This window comes from Aeribacillus sp. FSL K6-1305, assembly GCF_038050115.1.
GTDB classification, from domain to species: Bacteria; Bacillota; Bacilli; order Bacillales; family Aeribacillaceae; genus Aeribacillus; species Aeribacillus composti.
On the sequence record NZ_JBBOQV010000002.1, the window covers coordinates 885,549 to 906,939 of the forward strand.

Annotated in this window: 14 protein-coding genes and 2 pseudogenes; 15 read left to right on the plus strand and 1 reads right to left on the minus strand. The window is 39.5% G+C overall.

Annotated features, from left to right (window positions below):
* Position 1: 1 nt before the first annotated feature.
* From NST97_RS14155 to NST97_RS14180, 6 genes are all read left to right on the plus strand, one after another.
* Positions 2 to 1,336: an LLM class flavin-dependent oxidoreductase gene (locus NST97_RS14155; protein WP_327856031.1), complete on the plus strand. Its 1,335-nt coding sequence runs from the start codon at positions 2 to 4 to the stop codon at positions 1,334 to 1,336.
* A gap of 67 nt (positions 1,337 to 1,403) precedes the next feature.
* Positions 1,404 to 1,661, plus strand: coding sequence for a glutaredoxin family protein (locus NST97_RS14160; RefSeq protein ID WP_327856032.1), 258 nt, complete (start codon positions 1,404 to 1,406; stop codon positions 1,659 to 1,661).
* A gap of 1,472 nt (positions 1,662 to 3,133) precedes the next feature.
* Positions 3,134 to 4,045 carry a LysR family transcriptional regulator gene (locus NST97_RS14165; RefSeq protein WP_327856033.1) on the plus strand — a complete coding sequence of 304 codons (912 nt, stop codon included), beginning with the start codon at positions 3,134 to 3,136 and terminating at the stop codon, positions 4,043 to 4,045.
* A 248-nt stretch (positions 4,046 to 4,293) separates the two neighbouring features.
* Complete coding sequence (locus tag NST97_RS14170) at positions 4,294 to 4,818, plus strand: GNAT family N-acetyltransferase (RefSeq protein WP_327856034.1); 525 nt, start codon at positions 4,294 to 4,296, stop codon at positions 4,816 to 4,818.
* A 13-nt stretch (positions 4,819 to 4,831) separates the two neighbouring features.
* The gene (locus NST97_RS14175) at positions 4,832 to 5,998 is read left to right on the plus strand and encodes an amidohydrolase (RefSeq protein WP_327856035.1); all 1,167 of its coding nucleotides are present in this window, start codon (positions 4,832 to 4,834) and stop codon (positions 5,996 to 5,998) included.
* Between the two features lie 143 nt (positions 5,999 to 6,141).
* Positions 6,142 to 7,140 (plus strand): PLP-dependent cysteine synthase family protein, encoded by a 999-nt coding sequence (locus NST97_RS14180; protein WP_341343367.1) that lies wholly within the window; start codon positions 6,142 to 6,144, stop codon positions 7,138 to 7,140.
* Between the two features lie 687 nt (positions 7,141 to 7,827).
* Here NST97_RS14180 and NST97_RS14185 read toward each other — a convergent pair.
* On the minus strand, positions 7,828 to 8,670 hold the full coding sequence (locus NST97_RS14185; RefSeq protein WP_340732459.1) for a LysR family transcriptional regulator: 843 nt from the start codon (positions 8,668 to 8,670) through the stop codon (positions 7,828 to 7,830).
* A gap of 399 nt (positions 8,671 to 9,069) precedes the next feature.
* Here NST97_RS14185 and NST97_RS14190 point away from each other — a divergent pair, with 399 nt between their 5' ends.
* The 9 genes and pseudogenes from NST97_RS14190 to NST97_RS14225 all read left to right on the plus strand — a co-directional run bounded on the left by NST97_RS14190 (position 9,070) and on the right by NST97_RS14225 (position 21,272).
* Positions 9,070 to 10,155: an NAD(P)H-dependent flavin oxidoreductase gene (locus NST97_RS14190; protein ID WP_063386490.1), complete on the plus strand. Its 1,086-nt coding sequence runs from the start codon at positions 9,070 to 9,072 to the stop codon at positions 10,153 to 10,155.
* Between the two features lie 225 nt (positions 10,156 to 10,380).
* Positions 10,381 to 10,605: pseudogene (locus NST97_RS19320) on the plus strand (YbfB/YjiJ family MFS transporter); the annotation flags it as partial.
* Positions 10,606 to 11,243: 638 nt separating this feature from the next.
* Positions 11,244 to 12,515 carry an FAD-binding oxidoreductase gene (locus NST97_RS14195; protein WP_130157041.1) on the plus strand — a complete coding sequence of 424 codons (1,272 nt, stop codon included), beginning with the start codon at positions 11,244 to 11,246 and terminating at the stop codon, positions 12,513 to 12,515.
* A 2-nt stretch (positions 12,516 to 12,517) separates the two neighbouring features.
* The gene (locus tag NST97_RS14200; protein ID WP_341343368.1) at positions 12,518 to 13,885 is read left to right on the plus strand and encodes a (Fe-S)-binding protein; all 1,368 of its coding nucleotides are present in this window, start codon (positions 12,518 to 12,520) and stop codon (positions 13,883 to 13,885) included.
* Positions 13,876 to 15,333, plus strand: coding sequence for an FAD-binding oxidoreductase (locus NST97_RS14205; RefSeq protein ID WP_094244931.1), 1,458 nt, complete (start codon positions 13,876 to 13,878; stop codon positions 15,331 to 15,333). Before NST97_RS14200 ends, NST97_RS14205 begins: the two co-directional genes overlap by 10 nt.
* A gap of 124 nt (positions 15,334 to 15,457) precedes the next feature.
* On the plus strand, positions 15,458 to 17,641 hold the full coding sequence (locus NST97_RS14210) for a malate synthase G (protein ID WP_341343369.1): 2,184 nt from the start codon (positions 15,458 to 15,460) through the stop codon (positions 17,639 to 17,641).
* 180 nt (positions 17,642 to 17,821) lie between these two features.
* Positions 17,822 to 18,342: pseudogene (locus tag NST97_RS14215) on the plus strand (fumarylacetoacetate hydrolase family protein); the annotation flags it as partial.
* Positions 18,343 to 18,502: 160 nt separating this feature from the next.
* Complete coding sequence (locus NST97_RS14220; protein WP_063386495.1) at positions 18,503 to 19,276, plus strand: IclR family transcriptional regulator; 774 nt, start codon at positions 18,503 to 18,505, stop codon at positions 19,274 to 19,276.
* A gap of 208 nt (positions 19,277 to 19,484) precedes the next feature.
* Entirely contained in the window at positions 19,485 to 21,272 is a 1,788-nt protein-coding gene (locus NST97_RS14225; protein ID WP_339229952.1) for an L-lactate permease, read from the plus strand.
* Positions 21,273 to 21,391 lie beyond the last annotated feature (119 nt).

Consider the following 21,391-nt stretch of genomic DNA (forward strand, 5'->3'; position numbering starts at 1 on the left):
CATGTCGAAGGAAAGAAAATTGAAATTTGGTGTACTTATTCATGGAGTTGGAGGACATATTGCCGCCTGGAGGCATCCGGACGTTCAGCCTGATGCAAGTATCAGTTTTGACTTTTATAAGAGACAGGCACAAAAAGCAGAGGAAGGAAAGTTCGATTTAGTGTTTATTGCAGATGGCTTATATATCAACGAAAAATCAATTCCACATTTTTTAAACAGGTTTGAACCGATTACTATTTTGTCTGCACTTGCTGCGGTTACTTCCCATATCGGTCTGATAGGAACCGTTTCCACTTCCTACAGTGAGCCATTTACAGTAGCCCGGCAATTTGCTTCCCTCGATCATATCAGCCATGGACGTGCAGGATGGAATGTAGTCACGACCCCTCTTGAAAAGACAGCTTTAAATTATAACAAAACGGTTGAAGAACATCCTGATCATCCTACACGTTACCGCATTGCTGCTGAATTTTTACAGGTGGTCAAGGGCCTGTGGGATTCTTGGGAAGATGATGCATTTATAAGAGACAAAGAATCAGGCGTATTTTTTGATCCTTCCAAAATGCACCGATTAAATCATAAAGGGGAATTTTTCTCTGTTCAAGGTCCCCTTAACATTTCCAGGTCTAAGCAAGGCCACCCGGTTATTTTTCAGGCAGGCTCTTCGGAAGCAGGAAAAGACTTGGCTGCTAAAGAGGCCGATGCAATTTTTACGGGACATCCAACATTAGAGGAAGCGAAGGAATTTTATCGCGATGTGAAAAACAGAGCAAGGGCTTACGGAAGAAATCCAGATGATATTGTTATTTTGCCAGGCTTCTCTCCGATAATTGGCTCAACGGAGGAAGAAGCAGAACGGAAGTACGAGGAAATTGCCAATTTAGTATCGATTGACAAAGCACTTGATTACTTAGGACGATATTTTGATCATCATGACTTTTCCCAATATGACTTGGATGCACCTTTCCCTGACATTGGCGATATAGGTAAAAACAGCTTCCAAAGTACAACAGATCGAATCAAGAGGGAAGCAAAAGAGCAAAATTTAACGCTTCGTCAAGTGGCCTTAAGGGAAACTACACCTAGATCCCCTTTCATTGGAACTCCGGAAAAAATAGCAGACTTAGTGCAGCAATGGTTTGAGGAAAGAGGGGCTGATGGGTTTAACTTAACTGTGACCGTACCAAATACGCTGGAGGATTTTGTAGATCATGTTGTTCCGATCCTTCAGAAACGAGGAATCTTCCGTACTGAATACGAGGCAGATACCTTACGGGGCAATTTAGGGCTTCCCTTCCCTGTAAATAGATATACAATTGAAGCATTAAAACAATAAGATTTATAGAAGAAACTCGGATAGAAAAAGTTCCGTCTAGTAAAATACATTTAAGGAGGCATAACCGTTGAGTAAAGAATTATCCGTTATTGTCTGGTCAAAGCAAAGCTGCAAGTATTGTGCAGAGGTCAAAAATTATTTAGAGAATAAAGGTATTCCTTATCAAACAGTGGATGTAACCAATCATGATGAATATCGGGATATTTTGGAGATCAAATACGGTGTTCGTCATGTGCCTGTTGTAGAAATTGGAGAAGGATCCGTATATAAAGGGATAACAGAATTGGGCTTAGAATATCTGGAAAAAGCACTTGAAAGAACTTAATAACAATATGGTTGTTAAAATCCTAGTAAATAGCCAATCAAGCAGCATTCCATGATGGCAATTTTCCAGCAAATTGATCATATTTTAAATATGAAATGCTAGAAAATTGTCTTTAAGATCTGCCGTATCACACTCCATAAATCTTGGAGGTTTATCATGAAATTCGTTTTATTTAATGAATAAACATTCAAATAGTGTAACAGACAAGACTTTGACAGAGCAGCAAGTATTTCAAAAAGGTATTAAACATCTTTTCCTAAAAATTTGGTTTTGCGGTAATGGTGTTGATGAGAGACATTGTATTTTCCCAACAGCGGTTCTTGAGTGGGCCATTGTGCCAAAAAAATTCAAAAATCCGGCTTCTGACAACTGTTGCCGTTATCATTCTTAATACCGTCCGTGTTATAGAAACAATTTCACGTTGGACAATCTTTCAGCAGGTCGGTTAATATGATCATCGGACAAAGAAATGATCCCAGCCACAATCCGCTTTTGGCATAAGAGAGGATGAGCGTTGGAAATCATCCATTGCGGAGCGATATTACCTTCTTAAAAAGTTATGAAATGAAGAGAACATGTTACGAGGTCCGATAAATACAGACCTCCATTGAAAAAGTGACGATTCTGCCGCAATCGTTTCAAAACAGATGCGAATTTGGCTAAGCAGTGCTTCAAGTAAGCTTTCTAGTGAACCTAACCGAAAAATAGAGACCCGATTTTTTCATCAAATACTTTCATCCTATGGATAAGTTGATTGAACATACCGCGAGAGGCTTGGTTATTACGGCAATGAACCTAAAAAGCCTGATTGGACCGGTGGCAAGAGTGTTGCATATTTCGAATACAACGGAGGAAGCATTAAACGATGCCGTCTTTACGATGATGCATAAAAATTCAGAACCTCCAAAGTACAATCATTCGTTTTTTCTCAATCTCGAGGACAATAACAAGAATTGTATAGCTTTAATAGCATATCTGAAAAATGGAAAAAGGCTGTAAAAATTGTGTTTTAGAGGACTATAAAAAATCTAATTTTTACGAAAAGTCTTAATTTTTTGTTGACAATAAAAGTAAATAAGGTTTATATTAGTAGATAAACAAAATTATTCCCATTGATTTTATAGGTTTTGTCGAAAAATCGGGAGGAATGGAAATGTCAGATGAAAGAAGAATTCACAGAGATTTCATAGCGATTTATTTTTCAGCATGTTGTGATCAATTATCTTTCTTAGTATTAAACGAGAGTACATGCTGAAAGGTTGTTGATTTTAAAATCCATATGGCCAACCGGAAAACTGGAGGCTCTCAATTCAAGATGATTCTTGGACTGGGTTCCTCCTTTTTAGTTATGAAAAAAGGTTAAATCTGTAACTGATCCAGGCGGGGGAAAACAGGGATTAAGATGGTCTGAAAAGATATCGTTTTTTAGTCTTTATAGTTAATTCATAATTTCTAAAGTGGGGATGAAAGATATGAATATTGAATATCTTGAAGCATTTATGTATGTCGTTCATTTGGAGAGCATCCATAAGGCGGCAGACGCATTGTACCTATCCCAGCCGACTATTACAGCAAGGATTAAAACATTAGAACGCGACCTTGGAACACAACTGTTTTTACGAAAAGGCAGAAGTATGATTTTAACGGAAGAAGGGAAAGCATTTATCCCTTATGCAGAACGAATCATCCGCACATACCGCCAAGGGAAAAATTTATTTAAAAAAGAAAACAGAAAAAATGAAATTGTGATCGGGGCCAATATCATTACTTCACAATATTTTCTTCCTTTTGCCCTTCCTCTGTTAAAAAAAGCAAATCCGGAGTTGCGTTTTAAACTTATTTCGGCTTCAAACGAGATCTTGCTCGAAAAACTTCTTCAAAATCAAATTGATATTGCCTTTATGAGAGATACACCCCATCGCGGCATTCACAAGCAGGAGCTTCTTGACAATTCTGTTCGATTAGTTGTTTTTCCAGGTCATCCTTTTGAGCGGCAAAATGGTGTAACGGTTCAGCAGTTAGCCGCAGAGCCATTAGTATTCTTTGAATGTGGTGCCTTTGACTGGAACCGTGTTTACAAACTATTTGAGGTATCGAAGCTGGAGCCCCGTATTGAATTTTTGGTTGATCATCTTGCAGTGGCTAAGTCGTTCATTAGAAGCGGAAACGGCATCGGCTTTTTGCCCTACTTAAGCATTAAACAAGAACTAGAAAGAGGAGAACTTATTGAAATTGATATCTCTAATATTATTCAAATTAACCAGCCGATTATTGCTGCCTATTTAGAAAATAGTTTTGATTATTCTAAGATTTGGAATGACATTCTCATAACAGTAGAAATGTTTAATGAAGGAAGACAAAGAGAAAAACAGCTGGCTAGATGATTAAATTTCTTAATGAAAACAATATTTTTTTCTATCAGTAAAAGTATTGATGTTTTTGCTTTTTCAATGTTAGCATACTTGAAAACAATTTAATTAATCTCATCGGAAAACTTAAAATTTAGAATTGAAAGGAAAAGCAAGTCCAAATCTTTATTTGGTCGGAGGTGAAAAATAAGCATTTTGTTGCTATCACAATCCCGATGAAAGGGTGGAGAGAAAGTAAAAAAATTAGAAAAGGGGGGTTTACATTGTCAGATCCCAAACTTGCAGAGCAAATTGTTGTATCAGAACTAGCGGAGGAAGATAAAGAAGAGGTGCGTCGTATTTTAGTAGAAAGTTATTTAGAGTACGAAACAGAATATACGGATCCGCAAGTATGGAAGGATTATTTGGAGGAAATTAAGGCTTCGGTTGATAATCCTAAAGTAGATAAAATTTTGGTTGCAAAGAGCGGCAAGGAAGTACTTGGTTCACTGCAGCTGTTTCGTTCATCGGAGCAAGCTTATGGTATACCGGAACTTGACATTCAAGCACCAATCGTGAGGCTGCTTGGTGTTCATCCTAAAGCAAGAGGACGCGGGGTGGCCCAGGAGTTATTAAAAGCCAGTATTGCATATGCGAAAGAACTGGGAGCAAAAAGCTTGTACCTCCATTCAAGCGATAAAATGCATAAAGCGATCAGACTGTATGAATGGCTGGGTTTTAAACGTGATCAGACGAAGGAATTCCAAAAATCAGATTATTTAGTAAAGTGCTTCCGCTTAGATTTATAAGGGGTGTGATCGCATGAATGAGAAAGAATTAGAAACGCGCTTAATCGAGATTAGGCGCCATTTGCATCAGTATCCGGAATTATCAAAAGAAGAGTTCGAAACAACTAAAGCGATTCAAAATTGGCTTCTTGAAGAAGGCATTGAAATTCGCAAGACCAAACTCCCAACAGGTGTTTTTGCAGAAATTAAGGGGAAGAAAAGCGGACCGGTTGTAGCTATCCGGGCGGACATTGATGCTTTGCCGATTGAAGAACAAACAGGGCTTCCTTATGCATCCAAAATCAAAGGAGTAATGCATGCATGCGGCCATGATTTTCACACGGCAGCTGCGATTGGGGCAGCCTATTTGTTAAAGGAATCGGAATCAGAGCTTCATGGCGCAATAAGGTTGATTTTTCAGCCTGCAGAGGAAACAGGAGGCGGAGCTGTCAAGGTGATTAGGGACGGTCAGTTGGATGGGGTTGATGCGATTATAGGACTGCACAACAAGCCGGATCTTCCAGTAGGAACGGTCGGATTGAAAGAAGGGCCATTAATGGCAGCTGTAGATCGCCTGTATGTCACCATTCGCGGCAAAGGAGGCCACGGGGCTCTTCCTCATACAGGAAAGGATCCTGTCGTTGCTTCTGCACACCTAATCACTGCACTGCAGAGTATAGTTAGCCGGAATGTTTCACCATTGGAAAGTGCCGTTATAAGTGTGACAAAAATAGAAGCCGGTAAAACATGGAATGTGATTCCAGAAGAGGTCAAACTGGAGGGGACAGTGAGAACTTTCGATCCAATTATCCGCGAAGAGGTTAAACAAAGGATCGAAACTATAGTAAAGCATGTTGCAGCAGCCTTTTCCCAAGAATCAATTATTTCCTGGTATACAGGACCTCCCCCCCTTGCTAATGATAAAAGGATAACGGAGATCGTAAAACAAACGGCTGAACAGCTTCCGTTAAAGGTAATCGATCCTGAACCATCGATGGCTGGAGAGGATTTTTCAAGTTATTTGCAGCTTGTTCCTGGTACTTTTGCCTTTTTTGGAACAAGCGGTACTGAAGATTGGCATCATCCTGCCTTCACAGTCGATGAGAAAGCCCTTATAAAGGCGGCTTATTTTTTATCTGAAAGTGCGAGAAATTTATTGAATCATATCACTTTAGAAAAATTGCAAACAAGAACCTATTAATCATTCTTTTCTATTAATAGAATATTTTTTTGAATCAGTTAAAGTATTGCTATTTTACGGTTTAACATGATACTTTATTTTCAAACCTCATTATTCAAATCGGATAAATATAAATTTGTGAACAAAGATGGGAGGAAAAGAGCATGAGTAAGGTTGCAACAAACAAAATTAAGAAATCAATTATTGAGTTAGTGGGCAGAACGCCGCTATTGGAACTCGTGAATTATGAAAAGGAACATCAACTGAAGGCTGAAATTGTTGCAAAACTCGAGTACTTCAATCCGGCAAATAGTGTCAAAGATAGAATTGCAAAGGCAATGATTGAAGACGCTGAAAACCGGGGAGTACTAAAAGAAGGAGCTACGATTTTAGAGACGACTAGCGGGAATACAGGAATTGGATTGGCAGCGATTGCAGCTTCAAAGGGATACAAATTGAGAGTTTATATACAGGATGGGGTGAGTGAAGAAAGAACAAAAGTAATTAGGGCATTTGGAACGGAAGTCATACCATTTTCCGATGTTCCACAAATTGCAGAAACAATTGAAGAAACAGATGGGGACTTTGTAAAAGCGATTAATGTTTTCAGGAAGGAAGTCGTTGAAAAAGAAGAAAATGTTGTTTTTTTAGACCAGCTTTCTAACAAAGCAAACCCTAACATTCATAAAGAAACCACAGGTCCGGAAATTTGGGAAGATACAGATGGCAATATAGATATCTTTGTAGCTACTGTAGGTACAGGCGGAACTATCAGCGGTGCAGGAGCGTACTTAAAGTCGAAAAATCCAAATATAAAAGTGGTTGGAGTAGAACCAGGATGGGCATCTATTGCAACTCTAGAAAATCCTGATATTATCGAAATAACAGGTGTACACAGATTTTCAGATGTAGAAGAGGACAGAATTCCGGATAATGTGCATACGGATGTGATTGATGAAGTTATAGAAGTGGAAACAAGCCAAGCTTATGAAGCAGCAAGAGCCGTGGCCAAATCCGATGGTATTCTAGTCGGAACTTCCTCAGGTGCAGCCATATGGGCAGCAACGCAGTTAGCTAAACGTCAAGAAAACAAAGGGAAAAGAATTGTTACAATCCTGCCGGATACTGGATTGAGATATTTATCAACTGACCTTTTTGAATAAGGGAAGTAGGGGCAGTTGCTTACAAGAGGGGACTGTCCCCGCTTGCTTTAAAGGTTTTTGAACAACCCATTGTACAATTGGAGGAAGTTTTCTAATTCAATTCAGCCAGACAGTGATTATGTCCAAGCTGATTTCACTTAACTTACAAAGTTCTGATTCTTGCTCAATTTAACGAAGTGCAAGTGTCTCATGTTGACTTTTAACAATTGCATCTATTTTTTCGTATAACCATTAGCTACACTGTTTATTTTAATGAACTTTTATTGAAAAGCTTCCAGCTTGCACTGTATTTCTTTGCGGTTACGAATCGCGCCGACTATTTCTCCTAATCATTACCGTTTTTATATCATTTACCAGTTTGTTTAAACTTTGTAGTTCTTTAAGAATGAAATTTAGTTTTCTTCCTTATGTTTTCCTTTCTTTGCACCTCCTATCGTCTTTCCAAGATTTTTTTTCATTATATATTTATTAAATTGTTTCACCTTTCCTTTCGGGATCAGAATATTTAATTTGGATTTTTTATAAGGCCGGAATTTTACTCAACTTTCGCATCTTAAATTTGATAAGTATGTCTTGATATAGTTGGGTAAAGCCGCAGAGGAAAGGAGTCACTTATCAAAAGAAAAGAAAGCTATTTTATGAATTCAATCATTCATGATTTTCTTGAAAAAACTTGTTGCTTCATTTTTATAGAGTTAAAAGTTCAACAAATTTGTTAAAAGCTAATGTTTTGGCAAGTGACTTACGAGTGATAAACACAGTATCTACGTTTACGTAGTCCTTATCAATGGGATATGTGTATAGACTTTTTGTTAATTTTGACATAGACTCGGGAATCAAAGAAATTCCAACTCCTGCACGAACACAATTTAAAATAGCTTGTGCGGCGTCTACCTCTATGACATTTTGAATCGTTATATGATAGTCGTTCATGATTCTGGTAAACACTTCTCGATAGTAACACCCTTCTTTAAATACAACTAAAGTGCATTCCTTGTTTTTAAGAGGATTGTCAGGAGTATTGGTGATAAGTACCAGTCTTTCTTTAAAAATAACGTTTTCGATAAGATCCGGATGATTAACAGGTCCAGCAACAAATGCACCCTCTATATCATGATGTAAGACCTTATCTATTAATTCTTTTGTGGTACCGGTTTGCAATTTAATTTTTACATTAGGATAATTAGCTGAATATTGTTTTAATATGTGGGGAAGACGTACATAGGAGGTTGTTTCCATGGAGCCTATGTTTAATTCTCCATCGGGGATTGCCAGTTTATTCATTGCTTTTTCAGCTTCGCGACACAAATTTAAAATCAAATTAGCATAGTTAAGAAAGACTTTGCCGTTCGGTGTGAGAATAACCTCTTTTTTGGTTCTTATAAATAATGGAAAACCTAAACAGCTTTCTAATTTATTTAGTCTAGCCGTAACATTGGGCTGTACATATCCAAGCTCTTTTGCAGCCTTCGTAATCCCCTTATTTTTTGCTATTGTTGCAATGATTCTTAAATCTTGTAGCTCAAACATTATTTCTCCCCCATCACTCAAATTGATTCATAACAACAATTATCATTTTTTTCTATTTTACACCATCAAAATGGGGTCATAAACTATTTATAGAAGACAATTTGCGAAATATTAAAAAAATAAATTTTCATCTTTATACAAGTCAATTTCAGATGAATGTAGAAGCAGCTTGAATGAACAACATGATTTCAGTCCAATAATGTGAATTTTAGGATGGAAGGATGGGAACAAGAGAAATAAAAAAGCCGGACAACTGATGTTTCACTAAGTTTTGGGTGATCGTTTTTTCTGCTGCTGACCAAATCGTATGAATGGCATTATTAATTGAATGCCAACAGCTATGATGATTGTATTGTTAACCTATAGATTTGACGTATATAAGGCAAGGAGGAACATGGCATGTGGAATCATACAAAAATAACAGACAAACTATCAATTAAAATTCCGATTATACAAGCGGGAATGGCGGGAGGGATCACGACTCCCGAGCTTGTTGCTGCTGTATCCAATGCAGGTGGTCTAGGGATGATAGGGGCGGGTTATATGACGCCGGAAAAATTGGAGTCGGATATTCAAAAAATAAAGGAATTGACTTCAAAACCATTTGGTGTCAATCTGTTTGTTCCTGAACATCCGGCAGTCATTCAAGAAGAAATTGAAAGAGCGAATCAACTGCTGGAACCTATCCGCCAAATGTTAGGGATCGAAAAAAAGAATGATGTTCCGCAAATCAACACTTCTGTTTTTGATGAACAAATTCAAATCGTTTTAAAATATGAAGTACCCGTTTGCAGCTTCACATTTGGCATTCCTCAGAGAGAAATTATTCATCAATTAAAGAATAATGGTATTGTCACAATTGGAACAGCCACAACAGTAAAAGAAGCCATATTGAATGAAGAGGCTGGGATGGATATGATTGTCGTTCAAGGCAGTGACGCTGGGGGGCATAGGGGCAGTTTTGCAGGATCCTTTGATGATTCAATGATCGGAACAATGGCCCTTATTCCGCAAGTAGCGGATCATGTTTCAATTCCTATTATTGCAGCTGGCGGTATCATGGACGGCAGAGGAGTTTTAGCTTCTCTTGTATTGGGAGCGCAAGCGGTTCAAATGGGAACAGCCTTTCTTACCTGTATAGAAAGCGGAGCAAATGAACTCCATAAAGAAGCAATATTAAACGGTACCGAAGAACAGGCAGTAATCACTTCAGCATTCAGCGGCAAGCCAGCAAGGGGATTAAAAAATGAATTTATCATCAAAATGAAAGAGCATGAAGATGCTTTGCCAGCTTATCCGATTCAAAATATGCTCACCCAAGATATCCGGTCAGAAGCTGCAAAACAGAAAAATAAAGAGTGGATGTCGCTTTGGTGCGGGCAAAATCCTCGACTAAGCAAAAATTTGCATGCCGCCGAACTGATCGAAACAATCATCAATCAAATAGAAGAAATTATAAGTAACTTCCCATTAATAAAAGGATGACTATGAAACCGCGGCTTACTTTATGCGGCGGTATTATTGCATTGATTATTGTAATGGGGATCAGAAGATTTGCTTATACCCCTATCCTCCCCTACTTGAATATAACTAAATCGATGGCTGGAAATTTGGCTGGAACTTTATTTGTTAGCTTTTTTAATTTGAGAAGATATGAATCAATTTATTTAAAGATATTTTTAGCTTTGAACATTTTTACGACTCTGCTCATGGGAATGGTCAGTAAATAATATATTTTGGTACCTGTTCAGGTTTTTTTCAGGCCTTAGCAGCGGTGTAGTCTTTGTCTTAGTTTCTAGTATAGTGCTTCAAGTATTGAAAAAGCATAATATGCAAATATTTAACGGTTTGTTTTATAGTGGTGTAGGGATTGGGATTTTCTTGTGTAGTATTCTAGTTCCTTTCTTCATTAGTATAAACGGGTGGAAACCATAAACAGCTGTTAAATATCCAATTAATTTGCTGCTGTTGTTCGTTGACATATATTGTACTTTTGAAACAGCTAACGTTTGAACTTCCAGGCATGCGTGTTTAAGTGTTGTTTTAAGCGCTATTCTACCAAGAACTGGATTTCTTTTCCGAGGGCTATCATTTCGGACTATTCTGAATAATAAGATTTTCCGCTGCCGCTTGTACCATATTTCTTCCAGATACAAAATAATTTTTGTTCAAAAGAGGCTGTTTGGAAAGGACCATAAAAAAATTCTTTTTCAATTCAGTCTCTTTTTTCGTTGATAGGATATTGGCAGGGAGAAAAAAGATAGGGGGCTATACATCAGATCATCTTGCCGTACGGCAAGTTTAATAGAATTTCATTTTTCTTATTTTTTTGTAAATTCAAAAAATTCGTTGAAAAATCTTCATAAGAGTGTTTTAATAATTGTAAACATATAACATATCAAATATGTGTAATAAGAGAAGTGTTGCAGTCGATTGAAAGAAAATGATTTAAAACGCTTGTTCTTTTGCGCATTTATAGAAACGGTGTTTCTTATTACAAAACATAGGAGGTGCTTGATTTGCTCCAAGGAGAGTTGTACACAGAATTAAAAGATGTTTTCCCCGAAAGTCAAATGGAAGTAAAGGAAAATGAAGGTCATCCACTTGGAAATGGCGGAAAAGTCGCAGTCTATCCAAAAACTGAAAACGAAATTTCACACATCTTGCAATATGCAAACAAAAATGGGAAAACCGTTTCCATTGTGGGCGGAGGAACAAAGCGGGGGTTTGGCGGTCTAATTGATTCGGCTGATATTTTGCTTTCCTTAGCAAATCTAAAAGGAATCGTCGAGCATACAGTGGGAGATATGACATTAACAGTGAAAGCAGGTACACCATTTCAAGAATTGCAACAGTACTTAGAAGAACATAACCAAAAAATATCTCTAGATCCTGCTTGGCCGGATTATGCGACCATCGGAGGTATTATCGCTGCGAATGAAAGCGGTCCCAAACGTTTGGCATATGGATCCGCCAGAGATGCAGTCATCGGGCTTCGAGTTGTTTATCCAAATGGCAAGGTCATCCGAACAGGCGGAAAGGTCGTGAAAAATGTCGCCGGATATGATATGAACAAACTTTTTGTCGGTTCCATGGGCACTTTGGGGGTTTTGACGGAAATCACTTTAAAACTCCGTCCTTTGCCAAAATATGAAAGCAATGTTCTTTTATCATTTACAGAAGGAGATTTTGCTGAAATGCGATCATTTGCCGCGGCGTTTTTAGATTCGCAGATGGAACCTGTCTCACTGGAACTGATAAGTCCGTCTTTGGCTGAAAAGCTAACGGGTGAAAAATTTTATACATTGGCCATTAGTTTTGAAGATAATGAAAGTTCGGTTCATTACCAAGAATCTTTTCTAAAAAGCATTCAGCCTCCTAAAACGAAAATGACCATTCTTGCTCAAGAGAAAGCGCGCAAGTTTTGGCAATCTTTTTATACAATCAGCCCGAATGGCAGGGTGTCTAATCAGACAGGGGAGACTGAAGCAGTATTGAAAATCGGAGTTGTCAATTTAGATGTCCTAAAAGTTATTAGGGAAAGCCATTTATTACAGGATACGCACAATTTGCTTATCGAAGCCCACGGTGGATTAGGCCACGGATTGTGTCAAATCATTTTAAGAGGCGGCAGCGAAAACGTCATTTCAGCAATTCAGCATTTAAGGAATTTTGTCAAAGAGCTCAATGGGTATGCAGTCATTAAACATTTGCCGTTTATTTTACGCCAGAAAATAGAGGTTTGGGGGGAAAATCCGCCATATTTCTTTCTTTTCAAAGGAATCAAAACAAAGATTGATCCGAACAACATTCTCAATCCGAAGCGATTTGTGGGAGGGATTTAAATATGGGATTAAATGAAAGTGATCTTATCAAAGAACCAGCCTGTCAAACCAACAGCTTCAGCAATTACCTTTGGAGTGATCCGCCTGATGAAAACAAATGGGCGGATTGTGTCCATTGCGGTATGTGTTTAGAATCGTGCCCAACTTATGAGATCACGGGTCAGGAACAGCATTCTCCCCGCGGACGCGTCCATTTGATTAAATCAGTTGCAGAAGGAAAGCTTGAAGTGAACGAACATTTTATGGATCCTGTCTTTGCTTGTCTTGATTGCCGCGCTTGTACTACCGCTTGTCCTGCGGACGTCGATGTAGGGGGATTGATAGAAGAAGCGCGCGGTCAAATTCGCCAAGCCATGCCGTTAAAAGGCTGGAAAAAGGCGGTCAGCCATCTGTTTTTGCATAGTTTGTTTCCGCACCACAATCGCTTGTACACGTTAGGAAATGTGTTGAAATTGTATCAAAAAAGCGGCATGCAAACGTTTGTCCGTAAAACAGGGCTGATCAATATCATACCGCAGCACTTAGCCGAAATGGAAGCGATCATGCCGGAAGTGAAAAAGCCTGTGCGGAAAAAGTACAAACATGAAAAAGTCATTAAAGCAAAAGGAGAAACGAAGAGTACGGTTGCGTTTTTAACTGGCTGCGTAATGGATGTCATGTTCAGCGAAATTAATGAAGCAACAATTAACGTGTTAACTCGAAATGGAAATGACGTTATGATTCCGCAAAATCAAACTTGCTGCGGGGCTCTTCATGTTCATGCAGGCGACCGGGAAATGGGGAGAAAATTAGCGAAACAAAATATTGAAGCATTCCAACAAGCTGAAAAAGTAATTGTAAATTCTGCCGGTTGCGGATGTATGTTAAAAGAATATCCGGAGCTGTTCCGTGAAGACCCCGTTTGGCGCCAAAAAGCTGAAATATTTTCAAAAAAGGTGGAAGACATTTCAAAATACCTTTATGACACTGGTTATAAAAGGCCCATCGCCGAAATCAAGGCTCGTGTTGTCTATCATGATGCATGCCATTTAGCTCATGGACAGGGCATTCGTGACGAACCTCGCAGCCTTCTTCTTGATATACCTGGGGTCGAAATGGTTGAAATGGCGAATGCCGACCGATGCTGCGGCAGTGCTGGCATTTACAATATAACAAATCCGGAGATGGCTAAAGAAGTGCTTGATAGCAAAATGAAGAATGTTCCTAAAGAAGCAGAAATGATTGTAATGGGAAACCCCGGCTGTATGCTGCAGATGGCGATGGGTGTTCAAAGAAACGGAAGAAATCAAAAAATTGTTCATATCGTACAGCTGCTGGATTGGGCGTACCAAAAAGAAGATCGGCTAAAGGAGGGAGAGGAATGTCTCTAAAAGGGATAAGAACAAATGACAAACATATAAAAAACCTTGCAAACATTGTTGAAGGAAACCGTTCCATCTTGTATAAAAAAGAAGATTTATTAGCTTATGATTGCGATGGCTTTACCATTCATCGTCGTTTGCCGAGGGCAGTCGTTTTCCCGAATAATACAGAAGAAGTCGCAAAAATTGTGAAATATTGCCACGAACATGATTTGCCGTTCCTCGCCCGCGGCGCTGGAACTGGTCTCAGCGGCGGGGCGATCCCGTTGAATGGGGAAGTAATCATTAGTCTTGTAAAAATGAAACGCCTTATAAGTGTTGATTTTGAAAACAGGCGTGCAGTAGTGGAACCTGGATTTGTCAACTTAAAACTGACGAACTCCATTTCGGACAAAGGATATTATTATGCGCCTGATCCATCAAGCCAATATTGCTGCACCATCGGCGGAAATGTCGGTGAAAATGCGGGCGGTGCACACTGTCTAAAATATGGTGTGACGACAAATCACATTTTAGGGCTTGAAGTGGTATTGCCAAATGGCGAAGTCATTGAAATAGGCAAGGATGGAATACCTGATGCACCGGGCTATGATTTATTAGGACTTTTAACAGGATCAGAAGGAACTTTAGGAATTGTGACGAAAATAACGGTTCGTATTTTAAAAAACCCGGAAGCAAAGCAAACGGTGCTCGCTTATTTTGACAGCGTTGCGGATGGCAGTCAAGCCGTATCGGACATTATTTCTGCCGGAATTGTACCAGCAGCCCTTGAAATGATGGATCAAATAGCAATAGAAGCGGTTGAAGCGGCAGCGTTTCCTGTCGGCCATCCAAAAGACATTGAAGCGCTTTTGCTCATTGAAGTGGATGGAATATCCGCAGGTATAGACGAGCAAATCCATCAAATTTTAGAAGTTTGCAAGAGAAATCATGTTCGAGAAGTAAAAGTGGCACAAAGTGAAGAGGAAAGAGCTAGATGGTGGGCAAACCGCAAAACTGGATTTGGCGCAATGGGGGCGATCTCTCCTGATTATTTAGTTCAGGATGGTGTGATTCCCCGCAGCAAATTACCCGAAGTGTTAAACAGAATTCACGAAATCAGTCGAGAGTATGGTCTGCGCATCGCAAATATCTTTCATGCTGGCGATGGCAATCTGCACCCGCTTGTACTTTTTGATGCCAGAAAACCGGGCGAAACAGAAAAGGCTTTAAAAGCTGGCAGCGCCTGTTTGCAAGCATGTGCAGATGCCGGCGGATCGATTACAGGTGAACATGGAGTAGGGATCGAGAAAAGAGAAGAGATGCGCTTCATTTTTAGCGACGAAGAAATAGCGGCGCAAACGGATATTCGGGAAGTATTTAATCCGAAAAATTTATTAAATGCCGGGAAGCTCTTCCCAACTCCGGGACGTTGTTTGGAAGTGAAAAAAGAGGGGAAATCTGTTACAGCATCATAAAAAAGAATTTTAAGAAAATTATTGAAATGATTCCATCATCATGTTATCCTTTTTTAAACAATTACGAAACAGTGTTTCGTAATAACAAACAAAAATTATAACATTTAAAGGAGGAATTGTGCCCATGAAAACAAACTATGTAAAAGTCGGCAATTTGCAAGTAGCTGAAAATTTGTATGATTTTATCAACAATGAAGCATTGCCGGGAAGTGGTGTGGAAAAAGATGAATTCTGGCTTCAGTTTGAGAACCTTGTTTATGAACTGACACCTATTAATAAAAATTTGCTTAAGCGTCGTGATGAAATCCAGCAAAAAATCAACGAATGGCACAAAAAACATCGCAACAAATTCAACTTTGAAGCCTATAAATCATTTTTGCAGGAAATCGGCTATTTAGAACAAGAAGTGGAAGACTTTAAGATTACAACAGAAAATGTCGATGACGAAATTGCTCTACAAGCCGGGCCGCAGTTAGTAGTGCCGATTAATAACGCACGGTACGCTCTTAACGCCGCCAATGCCCGATGGGGAAGCCTTTATGACGCTCTTTATGGAACGGATGTCATCAGCGAAGAAGATAGGGCTGAACGAAAAGGAGAGTATAATCCGATTCGCGGGGAAAAAGTCATTGCTTTTTCGAAAAACTTCCTTGATGAAGTAGTGCCGTTGCAAGAACATTTCCACCGAGACGCTGTTCAATACGCAGTTGAAGACGGGAATTTGCTTGTCACTTTAATGAATGGCAAGACAACCGCTCTTAAAGAAAGAGAAAAGTTCGTAGGATACAGAGGAGAGTCGGATAAACCTTCTGCCATTTTATTGAAGAACAACGGTCTTCATATTGAAATCCAGATCGATCGAAGCCATCCAATTGGAAAACATGACGATGCGGGAATTAAAGATATTCTATTGGAAGCGGCTGTTACAACGATTATGGATTGCGAAGATTCTGTGGCGGCAGTGGATGCGGAAGACAAAGTGCTTGTTTATCGCAATTGGCTTGGCCTCATAAAAGGAGATTTGACAGCTACTTTTACAAAAAACGATAAAACGATTACACGTACGCTTAATGCTGACAGAACATACACATCCAAATCAGGAGAAAAGTTTACTCTCCCAGGTCGTTCACTTATGCTCATTCGTAACGTTGGGCATTTGATGACAAATAGTGCAGTGCTCATTGGAGAGGGAGAAGAGATCCCAGAAGGAATATTGGATACGGTTGTAACAAGTTTGATTGCTAAACATTCCCTTTTAGGAAATGGCAAATTTGAAAACTCCAGGAAAGGTTCGATCTACATTGTAAAACCTAAAATGCACGGGTCTGAGGAAGTGGCGTTTGCCAACCTGCTATTTAACTGCGTCGAAGATTTGCTGGGATTAAAACGGAATACGCTGAAAATTGGTGTGATGGATGAGGAACGGCGCACAACTTTGAATTTGAAAGCTTGTATTCGGGAAGTAAAAGATCGTGTTGTATTTATTAACACAGGGTTTTTGGACCGAACTGGCGATGAAATCCATACATCAATGGAAGCAGGTCCGATGATTCGGAAAAATGATATGAAAACATCTCAATGGCTGCAAGCCTATGAACGCTCAAACGTCTATATCGGTTTACAAAGCGGCTTCCAAGGCCGTGCGCAAATTGGAAAAGGCATGTGGGCAATGCCGGACATGATGGCGGAAATGCTCAAGCAAAAGATTGGCCATCTAAAAGCAGGCGGCAATACTGCGTGGGTGCCATCACCAACAGCGGCTACATTGCATGCTCTCCATTATCACCAAGTAAATGTAACAGATGTCCAAAACAAATTGGCTGAAACGATTGAAGATCTCCGTGATGAAATTTTACAAATTCCGGTTGCAGAAAACCCGAATTGGACCCCTGAAGAAATACAAGAAGAGTTAGATAATAATGCACAAGGAATTTTAGGATATGTTGTTCGTTGGGTGGAGTTAGGAATCGGCTGTTCAAAAGTTCCGGATATTAATAATATTGCTTTGATGGAAGACCGGGCAACGTTGCGGATTTCAAGCCAGCATATCGCAAACTGGCTGCATCACGGCATTGTTACGAAAGAACAAGTTCTTGAAACACTTAAGCGGATGGCGAAAATAGTCGACAAGCAAAATGAAAATGAACCTGGCTACCGCCCGATGTCAAAAGATTATGACCGCTCCGTTGCATTTCAAGCTGCGTGTGACCTCGTATTTAAAGGTTATGATCAACCTAACGGCTACACAGAACCGATTTTGCATCGCCGCCGTCTTGAAGCAAAAGCAAAATATGCTGTAAAACAATAACTTCTCATCATGAAGGCATCCTACCAAAGGGTGCCTTCTATTTAAAAGCTACATCTTCCATGCACAAAAACCGATCAAAATCTTTAGTTGCGCGGCTTTGGTTATGAATGAAAAGTTTTATTATGAAGGAGTTGAATGTATGAAAAACCTTCGGGAAAAGGCGCTGGAAGTTCATAAAAATCCGTTATTGGTCCTGAAGAACAGATTGTTATTCCAGAGGGAATAGATAGGGTAAAGTTTGAATCTGAGCTGGCAATGTAATCGGTAAACAAACGAAATTGGTGCCGGAATCAGAAGCATTGAATTATGTATTTGGGTACACGGTGGGCAACGACGTAACGGCGCCGCAGTTTTTCCATGAAGATGGCCATTGGACAATCGGTAAATCGTTTGACACATTTACCCCCCTTGGCCCTGTCATTGAAACAGAACTTGATACATTTCGCATTCATGTTGAAGCAAAGTTGAACGGTGTTAAAAAACAAGATAGTTCAACGGAATTGATGATTATTTCCATTCGGAAAATGATTTCCTATTTATCATCTGTCATGACACTTAAACCCGGTGATGTCCTTTTAACAGGAAGTCCGGTTGGAGCCGATTTTGTTCAAGCAGGAGATGTAATTGAATGCGAAATGAAAGGAATCGGCACATTAAAAAATACCGTTGTTGCTGCAAAAAAACGTGTTAACACGTTATGAAGGAAACAATCTTAGTATTCAAATGATAAAGTGAATAATGGAACAGAAAGAACTTGGCAGTTTTTGTTCTTCCTGTCATAATATAAGGGAATCAAGAAAATTTATATGGCGGAATTTGCACTCTAGCAAATTCCGCCAAGATTTTAGAAGGTGAACGGCTGTGGAAAGAGACAATATGGTCAAGTCTGTAAGCAGGGCGTTGGACATTATTCAACTTGTCAGCTTAAAAAAAGAAGGTTTAGGCGTCACAGAGATTGCCAATCAGATAGATATCAACAAAAGCTCCGTGTATCGAATCTTATCTACACTTGCCCGGTACGGCTATATTGAACAAGATTCCGAAACAGGACGATATAAACTGGGGTATAAATTTTTGGAAATCAGTTCGAAGCTATTAGAATCGATTGATCTTCGCAAAGAAGCAAAACCTTTCCTGCAAAAATTAGAAAATGAGACGAACGAAGTCATCCATCTGGTTGTTTATGACCAAGGGGAAGTCGTTTATATTGAAAAATTGGAAGGAAATGAAACGCTGCGCATGCATTCAAAAGTCGGAAAGCGTGCCCCAATGCATTGCACCTCTGTAGGAAAGGCCATTCTCGCCAATTTGCCGTCAAGTGTCGTTTTAGACATCCTTGACAGAAAAGGGTTGCCGATGCATACGAAAAATACGATTACGAATAAGGATGCATTTTTGAAAGAGCTCATTCGAGTAAAACAACAAGGATATGCACTAGATTTAGAAGAAAACGAATATGGGATTCGTTGTATTGCTGCCCCAATTTTTGATCATTTGGGGAAGGTCATTGCTGCCGTGAGCGTATCAGGACCAACCATTCGAATGACAGATGAGAGGCTCAAACAACTTCAGCCGCGGATGATTGAAATAGGAAAGCAAATTTCTGCTCGGCTTGGTTTTGTTGAATATGCTTGAGTAATACCTTCGCCTTATTTGAATTGGATTTCGCTCCAACTTTTCAAATAGGGCAAGGGTTTGATTATTACATAACAAAGGAATTAGTTAATGATAAAAAATTCAGAAAATATTGATAATTAAAAAAATAAAAGGTATAATGAGTGTACAATGATTTTCCATTCATGTGGGTGAATTACATTTTGAATAAGGGAGGGGAAAATCTCTTGTGAGTACTGGATTGTTGGCTTTTTTATCGCTTCTTCCAATTTTAATCGTCGGAATTTTCTTGGTTGGTTTTCGGTGGTCAGCTAGCAAAGCGATGCCGATTTCATATGTTGTGGCCGTCATACTTGCGCTCTTTGTTTGGAAAGTATCAGCAGCCAATGTAATAGCTGCCTCCATAAATGGTTTGGTTGTAGCTGCTACACTATTGTACATCATTTTTGGCGCCATTTTGCTTTTAAATACTTTGCAAGAAAGTGGGGGAATTAAAACAATCCGGCAAGGGTTCACCGATATTTCTCCAGACCGGCGCATTCAAGTAATTATTGTCGCATGGTTATTTGGTTCGTTTATTGAAGGATCCGCAGGCTTTGGTACGCCAGCTGCAGTTGCTGTTCCATTATTAGTAGGATTAGGATTCCCAGCGATGGCAGCCGTTGTGGCGGGCATGGTCATTCAAAGCACACCCGTTTCATTCGGTGCTGTCGGCACACCGATTCTTGTCGGCGTACAATCAGGATTATCCGCTGATGCAACGATTACTGATAACTTGCTGTCGTTGGTCACTTCGATTGGAGCGAAAGTTGCTATTCTTCATATGATAACGGGCACTCTTGTTCCATTATTTGTTGTAGCCCTAATGACCAAATTTTTTGGAAAAAACAAGTCGTTTTCTGAAGGAATTAAAGTTTGGAAATTTGCCTTGTTTGCGGCTTTTACAATGACGATACCATATCTCATCGTTGCCAATGTCCTTGGCCCTGAATTTCCTTCCATGGTTGGCGGCTTGGTCGGATTAGCAATCGTTATTGCCACTGCGAAAAAAGGTTTTTTAATGCCATCTCAAGAAGAAGTATGGGACTTTGAAGAAAAGTCTAAATGGGATCCGGATTGGATAGGAAAAATTGAGATTAAAGATATCGCACACAAGAACGGCAAGATGAGCATGATTCGCGCTTGGACTCCGTATATTTTAGTTGGCTTGTTTTTAGTGGCGACCAGGTTGAAATCGCTTCCAATCGGCGGGTGGCTGCAAGCGTGGACGATTGAGATTCGGAATATGTTTGGAACAAATATTACGGCTAGCTTTCAACCGCTTTATTCACCAGGAACAATTTTTATTGTTGTGTCACTGATTACCTTTTTTATTCACGGAATGAATGGAAGCGCATACAAACGTGCTTGGATGCATTCAGGGAAAACGATGATCTCAGCTTCAACCGCGCTAATTTTTACCGTTCCAATGGTTCAAGTGTTTTTAAATTCAGGCGGCGGTGCTGCAGGTTATGATCAAATGCCAATTGAATTGGCGAACGGAGTAGCAGCGCTGGCGGGCAATTATTGGCCCTTTTTCTCCACATTTATTGGTGGACTGGGCGCTTTTATAGCTGGCAGCAACACGGTCAGTAATATGATGTTTTCTTTATTTCAATATAATGTAGGTTCCCAAATTGGTGTTGATCCCACTTGGATTGTTGCCCTTCAGGCGGTAGGTGGTGCGGCTGGGAATATGATTTGTGTACACAATGTCGTCGCTGCTTCGGCAGTAGTCGGGTTGGTAGGAAAAGAAGGAGCAGTTATTAGAAAAACATTGCTCCCATTTACGTATTATGCTTTAATGGCCGGTTCGATTGGATACTCGATTGCATGGTACTCCGAAAAGGGAATATTTAATCTCGGTTCCTTGATTGCAGTCTTGATCGCAGTTGCCGCCGTTTACATCATTGCAACAAATAAAAAACGGGCAACATGGCCCGCTCATAATAAGTCATCATTTGGCGCAAAACAATAATCCTAACAAAAAGAATGGATATAATAATTTTTTAAGAAAAAGTAAAGGCTGTCTTAAAATATTTGCTCCCCTTCACTAGGGGAGTTTTTCTATGACAAAAAAACATACTAATCTTAGTA

What these genes read in the sequence shown, in the direction of transcription:
- NST97_RS14155 (WP_327856031.1), top strand. Translation starts at nt 2, where the DNA reads ATGTCGAAGGAAAGAAAATTGAAATTTGGTGTACTTATTCATGGAGTT.
- NST97_RS14165 (WP_327856033.1), top strand. Translation starts at nt 3,134, where the DNA reads ATGAATATTGAATATCTTGAAGCATTTATGTATGTCGTTCATTTGGAG.
- NST97_RS14175 (WP_327856035.1), top strand. Translation starts at nt 4,832, where the DNA reads ATGAATGAGAAAGAATTAGAAACGCGCTTAATCGAGATTAGGCGCCAT.
- NST97_RS14180 (WP_341343367.1), top strand. Translation starts at nt 6,142, where the DNA reads ATGAGTAAGGTTGCAACAAACAAAATTAAGAAATCAATTATTGAGTTA.
- NST97_RS14185 (WP_340732459.1), bottom strand. Translation starts at nt 8,670, where the DNA reads ATGTTTGAGCTACAAGATTTAAGAATCATTGCAACAATAGCAAAAAAT.
- NST97_RS14190 (WP_063386490.1), top strand. Translation starts at nt 9,070, where the DNA reads ATGTGGAATCATACAAAAATAACAGACAAACTATCAATTAAAATTCCG.
- NST97_RS14195 (WP_130157041.1), top strand. Translation starts at nt 11,244, where the DNA reads ATGGAAGTAAAGGAAAATGAAGGTCATCCACTTGGAAATGGCGGAAAA.
- NST97_RS14200 (WP_341343368.1), top strand. Translation starts at nt 12,518, where the DNA reads ATGGGATTAAATGAAAGTGATCTTATCAAAGAACCAGCCTGTCAAACC.
- NST97_RS14205 (WP_094244931.1), top strand. Translation starts at nt 13,876, where the DNA reads ATGTCTCTAAAAGGGATAAGAACAAATGACAAACATATAAAAAACCTT.
- NST97_RS14210 (WP_341343369.1), top strand. Translation starts at nt 15,458, where the DNA reads ATGAAAACAAACTATGTAAAAGTCGGCAATTTGCAAGTAGCTGAAAAT.